The sequence below is a fragment of the Rhizobium sp. K102 genome (assembly GCF_022385315.1).
GTDB classification, from domain to species: domain Bacteria; phylum Pseudomonadota; class Alphaproteobacteria; order Rhizobiales; family Rhizobiaceae; genus Rhizobium; species Rhizobium croatiense.
The window spans coordinates 2,524,563-2,538,207 of record NZ_CP092436.1; the positions used below are offsets into that span (position 1 = coordinate 2,524,563).

8 protein-coding genes, 1 tRNA gene and 3 pseudogenes are annotated in these 13,645 nt (G+C 64.3%); 6 read left to right on the plus strand and 6 right to left on the minus strand.

Translation table 11 applies throughout. The features are described from left to right. Window positions 1-100: 100 nt before the first annotated feature. The 3 genes from MHI61_RS18510 to MHI61_RS18520 all read right to left on the minus strand — a co-directional run bounded on the left by MHI61_RS18510 (window position 101) and on the right by MHI61_RS18520 (window position 4,606). On the minus strand, window positions 101-3,496 hold the full coding sequence (locus MHI61_RS18510) for an acyl-[ACP]--phospholipid O-acyltransferase (RefSeq protein ID WP_239790019.1): 3,396 nt from the start codon (window positions 3,494-3,496) through the stop codon (window positions 101-103). A gap of 94 nt (window positions 3,497-3,590) precedes the next feature. Beyond that, on the minus strand, window positions 3,591-3,872 hold the full coding sequence (locus tag MHI61_RS18515) for a YiaA/YiaB family inner membrane protein (protein ID WP_170257884.1): 282 nt from the start codon (window positions 3,870-3,872) through the stop codon (window positions 3,591-3,593). A gap of 47 nt (window positions 3,873-3,919) precedes the next feature. After that, complete coding sequence (locus MHI61_RS18520; RefSeq protein ID WP_239790020.1) at window positions 3,920-4,606, minus strand: PspA/IM30 family protein; 687 nt, start codon at window positions 4,604-4,606, stop codon at window positions 3,920-3,922. Between the two features lie 111 nt (window positions 4,607-4,717). On the opposite strand from MHI61_RS18520, the pseudogene MHI61_RS18525 reads away from it, so the two are divergent. The 3 genes and pseudogenes from MHI61_RS18525 to MHI61_RS18535 all read left to right on the plus strand — a co-directional run bounded on the left by MHI61_RS18525 (window position 4,718) and on the right by MHI61_RS18535 (window position 7,438). After that, window positions 4,718-5,334, plus strand: a pseudogene (locus MHI61_RS18525) (WHG domain-containing protein). Window positions 5,335-5,664: 330 nt separating this feature from the next. After that, window positions 5,665-6,372 carry an SMI1/KNR4 family protein gene (locus MHI61_RS18530; RefSeq protein ID WP_239790021.1) on the plus strand — a complete coding sequence of 236 codons (708 nt, stop codon included), beginning with the start codon at window positions 5,665-5,667 and terminating at the stop codon, window positions 6,370-6,372. Between the two features lie 286 nt (window positions 6,373-6,658). Further along, window positions 6,659-7,438: an SDR family NAD(P)-dependent oxidoreductase gene (locus tag MHI61_RS18535; protein ID WP_239790022.1), complete on the plus strand. Its 780-nt coding sequence runs from the start codon at window positions 6,659-6,661 to the stop codon at window positions 7,436-7,438. Window positions 7,439-7,567: 129 nt separating this feature from the next. On the opposite strand, the gene MHI61_RS18540 is transcribed toward MHI61_RS18535, so the two are convergent. Both MHI61_RS18540 and MHI61_RS18545 read right to left on the minus strand, forming a co-directional pair. Further along, entirely contained in the window at window positions 7,568-8,278 is a 711-nt protein-coding gene (locus MHI61_RS18540) for a hypothetical protein (RefSeq protein WP_239790023.1), read from the minus strand. Between the two features lie 162 nt (window positions 8,279-8,440). Then, window positions 8,441-8,515: transfer RNA gene (locus MHI61_RS18545), tRNA-Gln, on the minus strand. A 165-nt stretch (window positions 8,516-8,680) separates the two neighbouring features. Here MHI61_RS18545 and MHI61_RS18550 point away from each other — a divergent pair. The 3 genes and pseudogenes from MHI61_RS18550 to MHI61_RS18560 all read left to right on the plus strand — a co-directional run bounded on the left by MHI61_RS18550 (window position 8,681) and on the right by MHI61_RS18560 (window position 11,776). Beyond that, window positions 8,681-9,588: pseudogene (locus MHI61_RS18550) on the plus strand (MBL fold metallo-hydrolase). Between the two features lie 21 nt (window positions 9,589-9,609). Continuing rightward, on the plus strand, window positions 9,610-10,059 hold the full coding sequence (locus tag MHI61_RS18555) for a DCC1-like thiol-disulfide oxidoreductase family protein (protein ID WP_239790024.1): 450 nt from the start codon (window positions 9,610-9,612) through the stop codon (window positions 10,057-10,059). Further along, window positions 10,056-11,776, plus strand: a pseudogene (locus tag MHI61_RS18560) (DUF4166 domain-containing protein). The gene MHI61_RS18555 and the pseudogene MHI61_RS18560 overlap by 4 nt, the downstream one beginning before the upstream one ends. 903 nt (window positions 11,777-12,679) lie before the next feature. Here the strand turns inward: MHI61_RS18560 and MHI61_RS18565 are convergent. Next, entirely contained in the window at window positions 12,680-13,585 is a 906-nt protein-coding gene (locus MHI61_RS18565) for a DUF1499 domain-containing protein (protein ID WP_239790025.1), read from the minus strand. Between the last annotated feature and the right edge of the window lie 60 nt (window positions 13,586-13,645).

Sequence of the window (13,645 nt, forward strand, 5' to 3'; positions counted from 1 at the left end):
CTAGAATGATTAGTATGATGGAGGCTTACGTGAAGCGGTGCGGCACGTTAGCCCCTCCCCCTTGTGGGGAGGGGTTGGGGCGGGGTCTTGTCAAACCCGCCTACGCCGCCTCCCCCTTCTCGGCCACGCTCTCCGCCAGCTTGCGCGCCGCGACGAAATCGACCTTGCCGGAGCCGAGCACCGGCACCTTGCCGATGGTGACTTCGGCCGGCACCATCATGTCCATCGCGCCCTTCGATTTGGCGAAGGCGAGGAATTCGGCGCGGGTGGCGGTTTCGGCTTCGGTGAGCAGCACCAGGCGTTCGCCCTTCTTGGGGTCGGGCAGCGAGGAGACGACCGAGAGCGCGCCCGGCCAGAGTTCGGCGGCCAGCGTTTCGACGGCGGCGAGCGAGATCATTTCGCCGCCGATCTTGGCGAAGCGCTTGGCGCGGCCGCGGATCTTGACGAAGCCGTCCTCGTCGATGGTGACGATGTCGCCGGTATCGTGCCAGCCATCGACGAGCGGTTCGAGCACGCCGGGCTTTTCGGCGCGGAGATAACCGGCCATGACATTGGCGCCGCGCACATGCAGCCTTCCGCCCTTGTCGATGCCGGGCACCGGTTCGAGCTTCCATTCCATGCCCGGCAGGATTTTGCCGACCGTGCCGGAGCGGTTGTACATCGGCGTGTTGATGGAGATCACAGGCGCGGTCTCGGTGACGCCGTAACCTTCCAGGATACGCAGGCCGAATTTTTCCATATAGGTGTTGCGGGTCGAGGCCTTCACCGGCTCGGCGCCGGAGAAGATATAGCGGATCGAGCGGAAATCGTAAGGATGCGCGGTCCTGGCATAACCGTTGAGGAAGGTATCGGTGCCGAAGATGATCGTGGCGTTGGAGGCATAGATCAACTCCGGCACGATGCGGTAATGCAGCGGCGACGGATAGAAATAGACCGGCACGCCCGAGATCAGCGGAAGCACCGTGCCGGCCGTCAGCCCGAAGGAATGGAAGACCGGCAGGATGTTGAACACCTTGTCGCCGCTGTGGAAATCGATGCGGGCGGCGGCCTGGGCGGCGTTCGACAGGATGTTGCGGTGGGTCAGCACCACGCCCTTCGGCGTGCCTTCCGAGCCTGAGGTGAAGAGGATGACGGCGGGATCATCCGGCCGGCGTTTCACCAGCGGCCGGCTTTTGCGCAGGAGCCCGCGGATCTTGTCGAGCGCGCCGATCTCGGCTCTGAGATCATCGAGCCAGACGATCGTCACCTGCTTTTGCAGCTCCTCGACGACCGCGCCGAGCTTGGCCTGGGCGACGAAGGCGCGCGAGGTCAGCACATGTTTCACCTCGGCGGCCTTGCAGGCGGAGAGGATATTGGCGGCACCAGCGGTGAAGTTCAGCATGGCCGGCACCTTGCCGGCGCTCATGACGCCGAGAATGGTGGCGGCGGCGCCATTGGCATTCGGCAGCATGACGCCGATGTTTGCCTCCGGGAAGCGGGCGCGGAACTTGGCGCCGAGCACGGCGGCGCCGGTCAGGAGCTTGCCATAGGTGAGGCTGCCGGTGACCGGATCCTCGACGGCGAGCTTTTTCATGCCGAATTCCTGGGCCGCCTGAATGACGCGGCCGAGCACGGTCGACGAGGTATCGGCGGTCTCGAACAGCAGGTTCGACATCACCTGATAGAGGGCAGCGCCCGCCGCCGTGCGGCGCTTGCGGCCTTTCAACTCGGCCGGCACTTCCAGCTTCACCGGCTCGAGAATGGTGACCTTGACCTTGGGGAACAGCCGGCGGCGGATCTTGCCGTTATCGAGATAGGAGAGATAGCTCTTCTCCAGCCCGTCGATCTTGACCGGCACCACCATCGAGCCTGTCTTGTCGGCGACCATGGCGGCGCCGTCATAGACCTTCATCAGCGTTCCCGTCACCGTCAGACGACCCTCGGGGAAGATGCCGATCGGGCTGCCGTCCTGCACCACCTTGATCAGCGAGCGCGTCGCCATCGGCTTGGTCGGGTCGAGCGGCAGGAACTTGCACATTTTCAGGAAGGGCCGCACCCACCAGGCCTGGGCGATCTTGTAGTCGACGGCGAAGGTCGGCTCTTCCTCGGTGATGGCAAGTGCCAAGGCACCGTCGAGCAGGCTGACATGGTTGAGCGCAATGATCGGCGCGCGGCCGGCCTTCTTGATATTCTCCAGCCCCTCGACCTCGAGGCGCATGAAGGCGCGGAACAGGATCGAGATGAAATCGCGGAAGGGATTGGTCGGCAGCGTTTTCAGCATCAGCCAGGCGACGGCGAAATTGAGAATGCCGAGGCCGATCAGAATCTGAGGTATGGACGCGCCGAGCGCCTGGATGACGGCGACGAGGCCGAGGCCGACGGTGATGAACAGCGCCGAGAGCACGTTGGCCGCACCGATGACGCGGGCGCGGCGGTCCTCATGCGCCCAGGTCTGCAGCGCGGCGAAGGTCGGAACGGCGATGAAGGCGCCGGCGATCGCCATGCCGGCGAGATCGATGGCGACGCGGATGGTGTTTTGACCGGCGAAGAAATCGATGATCGTCGTCGCATGCGCGGCCGAGGCCAGGCCCCAGAGGTTCCAGGCGAGATCGAGGCTGAAGAGGCCGAGCAGCGCCGTGCCGACCGGGGCCGGCAAGAGCACGATGCGGCCGGACGACATCCAGGCGGCGATGGCCGAGCCGACGGCGACGGCGATGGCGAAGACCGTGAGATAGGCCGGCACGACGAGCTCGGAGCCGCCGAGCAGCTCGGTCACCATGGTCGGCAGGATCGACAGCACGAAGGCGCCGACCAGCCAGAACCAGCAGTTCATCAGCGCCGAGCGCCACAGCCGCTTGTCTTCGCGGATTTCCATGACGAGCGTGTAGCTGGAGCGGATGACATTGCGGTCGATCTCAAGATCCGGCGCCTTGGAGCCGGTCGGCGGGATCATCCGGCTGGCGAGCCAGCAGAGCAGCGACAGCCCCATCATCATCGAGCCGAACAGCAGCACATTGTCGCCGCTGGAAAACGCCAGGGCGGCGATGATCGTGCCGGCGAGGATGGCGATGAAGGTGCCGCCCTCGATCCAGGCATTGGCCTTCGGCAGGTCGCGGCGCTCGAGGTGATCGGGCAGGATGCCGTATTTGATCGGCCCGAACAGCGCCGAGACGACGCCGAAGCCGAAGAGCGCGACCATCAACACGAAGATGGAGGAGAAGCCGAGGCCGACGACGGCGAGTGCCGCAATGGCGATCTCGCAGCGTTTCAAGAGTTCGGCGATTTTCGCCTTGTCGTGTTTGTCGGCAAGCTCGCCGCCGAGCGCCGAAAGCAGCAGGAAGGGCACGATGAGGATGACTCCGGCGAGCGTCACCAGGGCGGCCCCTTCGCTCGCCGACATCTTGAAGAGAATGAGGAACACCAGCGTGTTCTTCAGAAAATTGTCGTTGAAGGCCGTGAGGAACTGGGTCCAGAACAACGGCGCGAATTTCCTTGACGTCATCAGATTGTGTTGCACGGGCTTGGTTCCTCTTTCGGCCTGATGAAAAGGCCACAGAGTTGTTACCCATTGGTTGAATGCGGCAACAACTCTGCGCTGTGGTTAAGGAAGATCAATCTTCATCGTTACGATTGAATTTGACGAGCAGTTTTTCCGTGCGGGCGTCCTCGACCTTGCGGATCAGCTTCTCGGATTCGGCATTGTCGCGCAGCGTCTTGGTGATGTTCACCGTGGTCTGCACCAGCATCAGGATGCCCATGGCGAGATAGCCTTTGCCCCAGAGATCGAGCGGCATCATGTAGAGGCCGAGCGCCAGCATGAAGGCGGCCGCGCCGAAGGAGATGTAGGAGAAGCTGACCCAGCTGGCGGAATGTTTCTGGAAACTGTCGTTCATTTTGGTGACCCTTCAATTTTTAGGGGTGAATGGTTGAATGGATGAATTCAGGCGGCCGGCGTGATGCGGCTCTTCAGCCGGGCGAGCACATCATCGGCCGACGAGGTGAGCGGCGCGCCGCAGCCGGCATTGGCGAGCTTTTCGATGATGCCGGCCGGCCGGGTGGCGCTTTCCATGTCCTTCAGCGCCGCCGCCGTCAGCTCGTTCTGGCTCTGGCGCAGGCGCAGCCGCGCTAGGGTCTCCTCGGCCTCGTCGAGGGTGGCGAAGCCAGGGCCGGCGACGACGACATCGAGCTTCTGCGCCTCTTGCGTTGCGCGGGCCAGCCGCTCGCCGCGCTGCAGCTCCTGCAGCCGCGCCTCGGCCGAGCGCACAATGCCCTTCAGCTTGCCGATCGATGTGGTGAACTGGGCCTGCGCCGCCACCGAAGCATCGCGCTCGGCTTCGAGAAAGGCGATCGCCTCGGCCGCCTCGCGGGCCAGGCCCTCATTGCCCTTATCCAGCGCCGCGCAGGCGCGGGTCTCGAGATCGGCGATGCGGCTGACGATCGTCTGATGCTGCGCCTTTTCCTGCTCGTTCTGGGCGATGGCGACGGCCACACTGCGGCGCGCCGACTGGATCGCCTGGGCGGCATCGCGGATCTGCTGGGCCAGCAGCGGCACGGCGTGGCGATCGGCAAAGGCCTGCTCGGCATCATGCGCCCTGCCCCGCAAGAGAATAGAAATCAGTTTGAACATTTCTTGCCTCCGGTTTATGAACGTTGTTCACGAGTGCTGTTATGGCAGAATCATGAACGTCGTTCAAGATAATTTTTGAACGACGTTCAAAAAATCGAAGTGGAATGGTTAATGGCCGGCAGGCGAGAAGAAAAACGCGAGGATCTGAAGGCGCGGCTGATCGAGGCGGCGCGCGAGCGCATCGCCCGCGACGGGCTGACCAACCTGCGCGCCCGCGACATCACCCAGGACGCCGGCTGCGCGCTCGGCGGCCTCTACACCGTCTTCACCGACCTCGCCGAGCTCGTCATCCACGTCAACTCCTCGACGCTGAAGGCCTTGGAGGCGAAGCTGACGCTGCCCGAGGCCCGCGACAAAAGCCCGACCGACCGCCTGCGCAATCTCGCCCAGGGCTACCTCGCCTTCGCCGTCGAGCACCGCAACCTCTGGAAGGCGCTGTTCGACCACTTCCCCCCGACACCAGCCCGACGCCGCAATGGCATCTCGACGAACACCTCTTCCTGATGGACGTGATCGCCGAACCGCTGGCCGAACTGCAGCCCGACATGCCCCCGCAAGACCGCGCCATCCGCGCCCGCACCCTCTTCGGCGCCGTCCACGGGGTGGTCAGCATCAGCCTGGAGGGCCGCTTCGTGGGATTGCCGCTGGAACGGCTGGCGCGCGAGGTGGACGAGCTGGTGCAGACGATCGCGGCCGGAGCGGAGCGGCGGCGGGAAGCGGACGCGTGAGTGGGACCCAGCGGTGGGTTTGGCTGAAACGCTCCCCCCACCCTCCGTCGTCCTCGGGCTTGACCCGAGGACCCATGCCGCCCGTTGCGTGGGGCCTGCCCATCATCCGCCTGCCGGCACCGACCGGGGTCGAGACCAGCGGCTCGACCCCGGCAAGGGTTAGGGTGAGGGGCAAAGCCACGGAATTCGCCAGCAAATGCCACCATGACCGCCTCCAGGCGCGAAGCTGTCCTCAGTGACTGGGCTGTCAACGTCCGCTATGGGCCTGAAGCGGACGCCTTCCATTCGTCTGCTGTGAGAATTATCATTTCATGTCGTTGAGGTGATTTGATGTTCGCAGGGCGGTTCCAGAAGCTTTTCACAATTGAGGACGTAGTCACGAGGTCAGGCCTCGATGCCACCCTTGCTGACGCAGTTGGGCCTCTGTTGGACGTCGCCCTACCGGTCGACCATCTCGACTTCCTGAAGTGCACGAACGGAGTTGAAGCTTATGGCGGATATGTTCGCCTGTTTGGTTTCGGCCCGCAGTCCGCGGTAGATTTCGCACAATGGAATTCGGAAAACTTCTGGAAATTCGCTTGGGCTGGGCGTGTAACGCCTTATTTCTGCTTCGGCGAAACTGGTTGGGGCGACCAATTTGCCTATGATATTGGCCAACTTAATGCTGGCGATCCCAGCGTCTATTTCATCGAAGGGTTGGCAATGCAACCCAAGAAGATAGCCGCTGACTTCAGCGAGTTCTTCGCCAGCGAATTCTTGCCGATCTGCCGTTTGCCCTATGATGAGATGACGGTCGCCGTTCGACGGACGATAGGTGATTTGTTACCTGGGGAGCACGTTGCCTACAGTCCCTCTCCGATTGTCGGCGGGACAGAGCTTATCGAAAACGTTGTCAAATTAGCTTCCAGGAGTGCGATGATAATCGCGGGTGACCTGGCTCTCGGTGTTGACGCTTTACACGCCGATGCCTCCATCTCTCACCTTGAGCAATACAACGACGCCGACGGGTGCATGCGGATCAAAATCGTTGCTCGTTGAAGCACTAAGATGCCGGCTTAGGGCGGAACGTCTTTGCTGTCGGGCCGGCGGCGCGATTGACGCTGACCGACGAAACCGGAAGTCGACGCCGGTGGCGCAAAGCTGCCACGCACTCCCTTCGGCTGGTGGCATCTGCTAGCGAATTCCGCGGAAGTGGGCGTGTGCGCGTGGCCGGCGGGTCGGTTTTGCAGCAAGGCTTCCCCCACCCTCCGTCGTCCTCGGGCTTGACCCGAGGACCCACAGCCAAGCACTCTGCCCCACCCCGCCACCGCGAAAGGAAACCCCCATGAGCCGCATCTTCATCACCGGTTCCACCGATGGCCTCGGGCTTGCCGCCGCCCGCACCCTCATCAGCCAAGGCCACGACGTCGTCCTCCACGCCCGCTCCCGCGAGCGCGCCACCGCCATATCGGAGACATCAGCCACCGCCCTCGGCCTCGTCATCGGCGATCTCGCCAGCGCCGCCGAGACGCACTCCATCGCCGAACAGGTCAACGCTATCGGCCGCATGGACGCCGTCATCCACAATGCCGGCATCTACCTCGAAAGAAGCCGCGGCGACACGCCTGAAGGCCACGCCAAGACGCTGGCAGTCAACGTGCTCGCCCCCTATCTCCTCACCGCCTGGATCACCCGCCCCGACCGCCTGATCTATCTCACAAGCGGCATGCACCGAAGCGGCGGCAGCGCGCTCGACGATATCGACTGGAAGCGGCGGCCATGGAACGCCAGCCAAGCCTATTCGGAAAGCAAGCTCTACATCGCCACCCTCGCCGCCGCCCTGGCCCGCCACTGGCCGGATGTCTTCAGCAACGCCGTCGACCCCGGCTGGGTGCCGACCAAAATGGGCGGCGCTGGCGCGCCGGATGATCTTGAGATGGGGCATCTCACGCAGACGTGGCTGGCGACGAGCGAGGACGAAGCTGCGAAGGTGAGCGGCGGGTATTGGTATCATCGGCAGCAGCGGGAGGCGGCGGCAGAGGTTGGTGATGCAGGGTTTCAGGAGGCGCTGGTGGAGAGGCTTGGGGGATTAACTGGGATTCGGCTGTTTGCAAAGATTGGGTAGGTACAAGACCGTGGAAGGACCAACCCACTGCGCAGCCTGGCGCACAACTGCGGGAGCTTCGCCATCGAGCCGCAATCTCAGCAGGGCTCGGTTCGACCAATACCCTGGGGCATCAGCTCGACGCAGCTATCAGCGGAAATCGATGGACCTTTCGCCAGGATGAATAAAGTAATCATCTCCGTCATCCAATCCTTGAATTTGAACAGTCTGCTCAAGCCTTGATAATTGGTTCTGCTTTCCCTTGGTATTAAGTTCAGGTTGAAAGTGGTAGATCAACTGCATTTCTAGATCTGCTAAAAGCATTTGAGCCGTGTGCAACGGCTGCATCATCTCGAGAGGAGCATGTTTGCCTTTCCTGTCCACAAAGGTTACGCAGCCGAGATATAGGCGTTTATCTGCAGATTGAAACTTAGGGGCGTGGAGCTTTGAAATGGCGGCGTGTCCCCCTGAAAACCTTTTGGACCTAGAAGATGTCTTGCCGATATACACGATCACGTCCTCGCCTTTCGTTTCTCTCGTCGTGATGAAATAGAGCGGATAGGCTTGTCTCGGGGGCTCACCGCAGCTCTCCAGGATCATCTCTCGGTCTTCGTTGTCCAGTGAAACCGGCTCGTCCGTACCTATCAAATCACATGCTTTTGAAACGTAGGACCTCACTGCATGCCACGAATCCGTCAGACTCTGGGCCTTCAACGCGTGCGCCTCATAGACGGGCATCCAAGCGTCGAGCCCCACATGACAACCGCGATTGTCATCAAGATCGACGTCGAGAATATCTTCAAAAGGTGGCGTGAACTCTCTTCGATCGAGCCAAGGTGACAGCGGAGAAAATAAGCTCATGAGTCGACCTTCGACGGGCAGATCGTGCTAGAAAGAAAGGCAGCCAGCTTAACAGAAAAGACAGCCACCAATTCCCTTTTTCATCCAAGTTTGGCGATCGTGACTTTAAAGCAGGCCACGTGAAGTCGCTCGGCGAGTTCAAATATACGACCGTACTAAAAATGGCTGGGGCGCCTGGATTCGAACCAGGGGATGGCGGTACCAAAAACCGCTGCCTTACCGCTTGGCTACGCCCCACCAGAGCTTTCGGCGCTAAGCGCCGGCTCAAATCGACGCCTGATTAGCAAAGCTCTCCGTCTGTCACAATGACTAAGTTGCGCCTGCGGCAGATTTATGCGCTGCAGAGCACCAAGGGCCGTGCTAGGAATGGGCGACGTCATCGGCCGCGAGATCATCGCCTTCATGGAAAGCCCCGCATTCGACCTTGCTTTCGAGCCGGCCTATGGGCGCGCCGTGCCGGTTGCGCCTCAGGTCGTGCGGATCACGGCTGAGAATCCCGGGCCTTTCACCTTTTACGGCACCAACAGCTATATCGTCGGCGCTTCCTCGGTCGCGGTCATCGATCCCGGGCCGGAGGACGAGGCGCATTATCAGGCGCTGATGGCAGCGCTCGCCGGCCGTGAGGTGACGCATATCTTCGTCAGCCACACGCATCGCGACCACTCGCCGCTGGCCCGCCGGCTGCAGGCGGAAACGGGGGCGGTGACGGTGGGCCAGGGGCCGCACCGGCCGGCACGGCCGCTCAGGGCTGGCGAGATCAATCCCTTTTCCGAAAGCTCGGATCTCGCCTTCGTGCCCGATATCGCGCTCGGTGACGGTCAGACCCTATCCGGCGATGGCTGGTCGCTGACATCGGTGGCCACACCGGGGCACACGGCCAATCATGCCGCCTTCGCGCTCCAAGGCCGCGATACCCTGTTCTCCGGCGATCATGTGATGGCCTGGTCGACCTCGATCGTCGCGCCGCCGGATGGGTCGATGGCCGATTACATGGCCTCGCTCGAGCGGCTGATGGCGCGCGCCGACCGCCTGCTGCTGCCCGGCCATGGCGGCCCGGTCACGCAGCCCGCCGCCTTCCTGCAGGGCCTGAAGGCGCATCGCCTCAGGCGCGAGCGGGCGATCCTCGAGCGCATCCGGGCGGGCGACCGCGCGATTTCCGACATGGTGAAGGCGATCTATCGCGATACCGATCCGAAGCTGCATGGGGGGCAGCACTTTCCGTGCTCGCCCATATCGAGGATCTCGTGGAGCGCGGCGAGATCGCGGCGGATGGGCCGCCTTCGCTTGCCGCCACCTACCGGCTGTTGTAAGCCGGAGATGGGGAGATTACCATGACGCGCGCCGCTTACAGCTACCGCAACGATGCCGATGTGCCGGATTTTGCCGATGACCAGCCGCTGATCGTCTTCGATGGCGAATGCGTCTTCTGCTCCGGCTGGGTGAAATTCGCGCTGAAGCACGACAGGCAGCGGCGCTACCGCTTCCTCGCGGCCCAGACGCCGCTCGGCGCCGCACTCTACCGGCATTATGGGCTGAATGAGCGCGATTATGAAACCAATATCCTCATCGAGAATGGCCGCGCCTTCTTCAAGTCGGACGGCACGATCCGCATGGTGGCCGGCCTCGGCTTTCCCTATTCGCTGGTCAAGGTCTTCCGGCTGCTGCCGCGCCGCCTTGCCGATGCGCTTTATGAATTCATCGCCCGCAACCGGCTGAAGATTGCCGGCCGGCAGAGCTGCATGGTGCCGACAGCGGAGCAGCGGAGCCGCTTCATCACATGAGCGGCGAGAGGCTCTCGCTGCTGATCATCGGCGGTTACGGCACTTTCGGCGGGCGGCTGGCGCGGCTGCTTGGCGATGAACCCAGGCTCAGGCTGTTGATCGCCGGGCGGTCGCTCGAAAAGGCGGATGATTTCGTGGCGGAGCTGCGCTCGCCGAGAGGTTGGGCCGGGCGCCTCGGCGGCAACGATCTCGGCGCGTGGCTGCAGGCGGTCGCCTTCGATCGTGACGGCGATCTCATCGAGCAGCTGACGCGGCTGCGGCCGGATCTCGTCGTCGATGCCTCCGGGCCGTTCCAGAGTTTCGGGGAAGACCCCTATAAGGTCGTGCGCGCCTGCATCGGGCTCGACATCGATTATGCCGATCTTGCCGACAGCACCGGCTTCGTCGCCGGCATCAGCGGGCTCGATGCCGAGGCGAGGGCTAAGGGCGTTTTTGCGCTCTCCGGCCTCAGCAGCCTTCCGGCGCTCTCCTTCGCGGCGCTCGCGGCGATGGCGCCGCAGTTCTCCCGTATCGAAAGCGTGGCGGCGGGCATTGCACCGTCGGCGCATGTGAAGATCGGCCTCAATGTCGTCAGGGCGATATCGAGCTATGCCGGCAAGCCGGTGGCGGTGCTGCGCGAGGGGCGGCCGGCCGCAGGGTCGGGGCTGATCGATGACATGCGGGTGACGATCGCGCCGCCCGGCGTCGCGCCGCTCGCCAGCCGGAAATTCCTGCTGGTCGATGCGCCCGATCTTGCGCTGCTGCCGCAGCACGTTCCCGGCCTGCAATCGACCTTCACCGGCGTCGGCACCGAGCCGCAGGCGCTGCAGCGGCTGCTTGGGCTTGCCGCCCGGCTGGTGCGCCTCCGGCTGTTGCCGTCGCTCAAGCCGTTTTCCAGGGTGCTGCAGGAAGCCAGCCACCGCTTCGCCCTCGGCGCTCATCGCGGCGGCATGTTCGTGCGCGCCGCCGGGCTCGATCGCGATGGGCGGCGGATCACATCCAGCTGGGACCTGATTGCCGAAGGCGATGACGGGCCGTTCGTTCCGGTCATCGGCGTGGAGGCGCTGGTGCGCCGGCTGCTTGAAGGCATCCGGCCCCAGAGTGGCGCGCGGCCGGCGGCGGGGGAATTGTCGCTTGCGGATTTCGAAGCGGCCTTCCGGCGGTTCAAGATCACCTCAGGCATCCGGCTGGACTACGAGGAGGAGCCGCTGCCGCTCTACCGGCGCATTCTCGGCAGCGCCTGGCAGCAGCTGCCGCCCGCCCTTGCCGCGATCCATGCCGGCGGCACGCGCCTCGCCTCCGGCCGGGCACGGATCGAGCGCGGCGGCGGGCTGCTCGCCCGGCTCGTCGCCGGCGTGATCGGCTTTCCCCGGCGGGCGACGATGTGCCGGTCGCGGTGCGCTTTGCCGCCGATGGCGACAGTGAGATCTGGACGCGCACATTCGGGGGCAAGGCGTTCCGCAGCTCGCAGGCCGAGGGCAAGGGCAGCGACCGGCACCTGCTCGCCGAGGCCTTCGGTCCGTTCCGGGTGCTCTTGGCGCTGGTGCCGGAGGGCGACAGGCTGCGGCTTGTCGTGCGCGGCTGGCGGTTTCTCGGGGTCCCGCTGCCGCTGTTTCTGGCGCCGGGCGGCGACACTTACGAGGAGGAGCGCGATGGCCGGTTTCATTTTCACGTCGAGATCGGCGGGCGGCTGACCGGGCTGGTGGTGCGGTATTCGGGGTGGTTGGTGCTGGAGTGAGCCCTCTCCAGCGTCATGGCGTGACCTCGCTCCAGCCTCATCCTGAGGTGCGTAGCCCGCAGGGCGAAGCCTCGAAGGACGGGGCTGGCCACTGGAACCACCCGCCCTCGTCCTTCGAGGCCCCTGCGGGGCACCTCAGGATGAGGGCTGATCGTTGTGCGTGGCGCCTGCCGACCTCTCTGCGGTGTGCCGTGGCCGCCCCCGGGCGCCGGGGCAGAGGGGGCTGGCACGGCACACCCTCTCCCCAGCCTGATGGCGCGCCCTCTCTCCAGCCTCATCCTGAGGTGCGTAGCCCATAGGGCGAAGCCTCGAAGGACGGGGCTGGCCACTGGTGCCACCCGTCCTCGTCCTTCGAGGCCCCTGCGGGGCACCTCAGGATGAGGGCTGGTCGTTGTGCGTGGCGCCTGCCAACCTCTCTGCGGTGTGCCGTGGCAGGCGCGGCATGCCCTCTCCGGCCTGATGGCGCGCCCTCTCTCCAGCCTCATCCTGAGGTGCGTAGCCCATAGGGCGAAGCCTCGAAGGACGGGGCTGGCCACTGGAACCACCCGCCCTCGTCCTTCGAGGCCCCTGCGGGGCACCTCAGGATGAGGGCTGGTCGTTGTGCGTGGCGCCTGCCAACCTCTCTGCGGTGTGCCGTGGCAGGCGCGGCATGCCCTCTCCGGCCTGATGGCGCGCCCTCTCTCCAGCCTCATCCTGAGGTGCGTAGCCCATAGGGCGAAGCCTCGAAGGACGGGGCTGGGCACTGGTGCCACCCGTGGGTGATATGGCAGGAGCGTCGAGTTTGCGGCGGTGGAAGTGGGTCGAGTTTGCCGCACCCTATCCCGGCCCTTCGCTTGGGCTCAGGGCGTTCGCAACTGCAATCGATTCACTGGATCGATTGCTGGCGCTTTGCGCCACCGTTGCTCACCCACCCGCAAGCCCCAGGAGTTCGGCATCCAGCGCCTTCAAATAGTCCCCGGCGATCGCGGCGCTGAAGCCGAGGTCGTGTTGGCCGTAGCGGGAGGCGACGCGGATGTCGACGAAGGTGGTTTCGGCCTCTTCGCGCAGACGGATGAGGATATCGAAGCGCAGGCCGAGGATCAGCGTGCGGTTGGTCGCCTGCAGCGTCACGCCATTGGCGCCGCGGATCAGCTTGGCGACGTCGTCGTCATAGGGGCGCGGCGTCGGCACGGGGATGATGCCGGGCGCATCGGCGACGGCCTCGTCGCCGCGTGCGGGCTTTGCCGGTCTGTCCTCCGGGTCGCGGTCCGGCTCTGTCGTACCGGTGCTCCTGACGATGACAAAGCCGCTCTGCTTAGCGACCTTGCGCACCGCCTCCAGCACGCGGTCGAGCGCGCCCTCATAACGCCGGCCGGTCAGCTCGGGATAGGCGGCGATCTGCTTTTCGCGATCCTCCGGCGTCACGAGATTGCGCTTCAGCCAGATCTGATCGGCTTTCGGGGTCGAGAGCCAGTCGGGTGCTGTGACCGGATCGGTGGAGACGTCGTAGATGTCGGGCAGCGTCATGTAGCGCTCGGCGGCCAAGGCGCCGATGGAGAGCGGAAAGGCGGTATAGATCAGCGCGGCGAGTGCGGCCAGCCCGCCTTCGGCCCCTGATACCCAGAGGCTGCGCAGGCCGATTGCGGCCAGCAGGGCGGCCAGCAGCGCGAAACCGGCGGTGGTGATCAAGAGCAGCACGAGATAGGGGGTGGCAAGCCCGCCGAAGCGATGGGCGATCAGCACCGCCAGCGCCAGAACCAGGGAAAACGCCCCGAGCAGCCGCGAAAAGCGGGCGGCGCTGGAAACGGGACGGTCGTAACGGATGGCCATCAAACTTACCGGTTGCTCGTCAGCGCCGCGCCCTCAACCACGCAAATCGCCATATCCCTG

Coding starts and splice junctions, on each gene's coding strand:
- MHI61_RS18515 (WP_170257884.1), bottom strand. CDS start 3,872: ATGAACGACAGTTTCCAGAAACATTCCGCCAGCTGGGTCAGCTTCTCC.
- MHI61_RS18520 (WP_239790020.1), bottom strand. CDS start 4,606: ATGTTCAAACTGATTTCTATTCTCTTGCGGGGCAGGGCGCATGATGCC.
- MHI61_RS18530 (WP_239790021.1), top strand. CDS start 5,665: ATGTTCGCAGGGCGGTTCCAGAAGCTTTTCACAATTGAGGACGTAGTC.
- MHI61_RS18535 (WP_239790022.1), top strand. CDS start 6,659: ATGAGCCGCATCTTCATCACCGGTTCCACCGATGGCCTCGGGCTTGCC.
- MHI61_RS18540 (WP_239790023.1), bottom strand. CDS start 8,278: ATGAGCTTATTTTCTCCGCTGTCACCTTGGCTCGATCGAAGAGAGTTC.
- MHI61_RS18555 (WP_239790024.1), top strand. CDS start 9,610: ATGACGCGCGCCGCTTACAGCTACCGCAACGATGCCGATGTGCCGGAT.
- MHI61_RS18565 (WP_239790025.1), bottom strand. CDS start 13,585: ATGGCCATCCGTTACGACCGTCCCGTTTCCAGCGCCGCCCGCTTTTCG.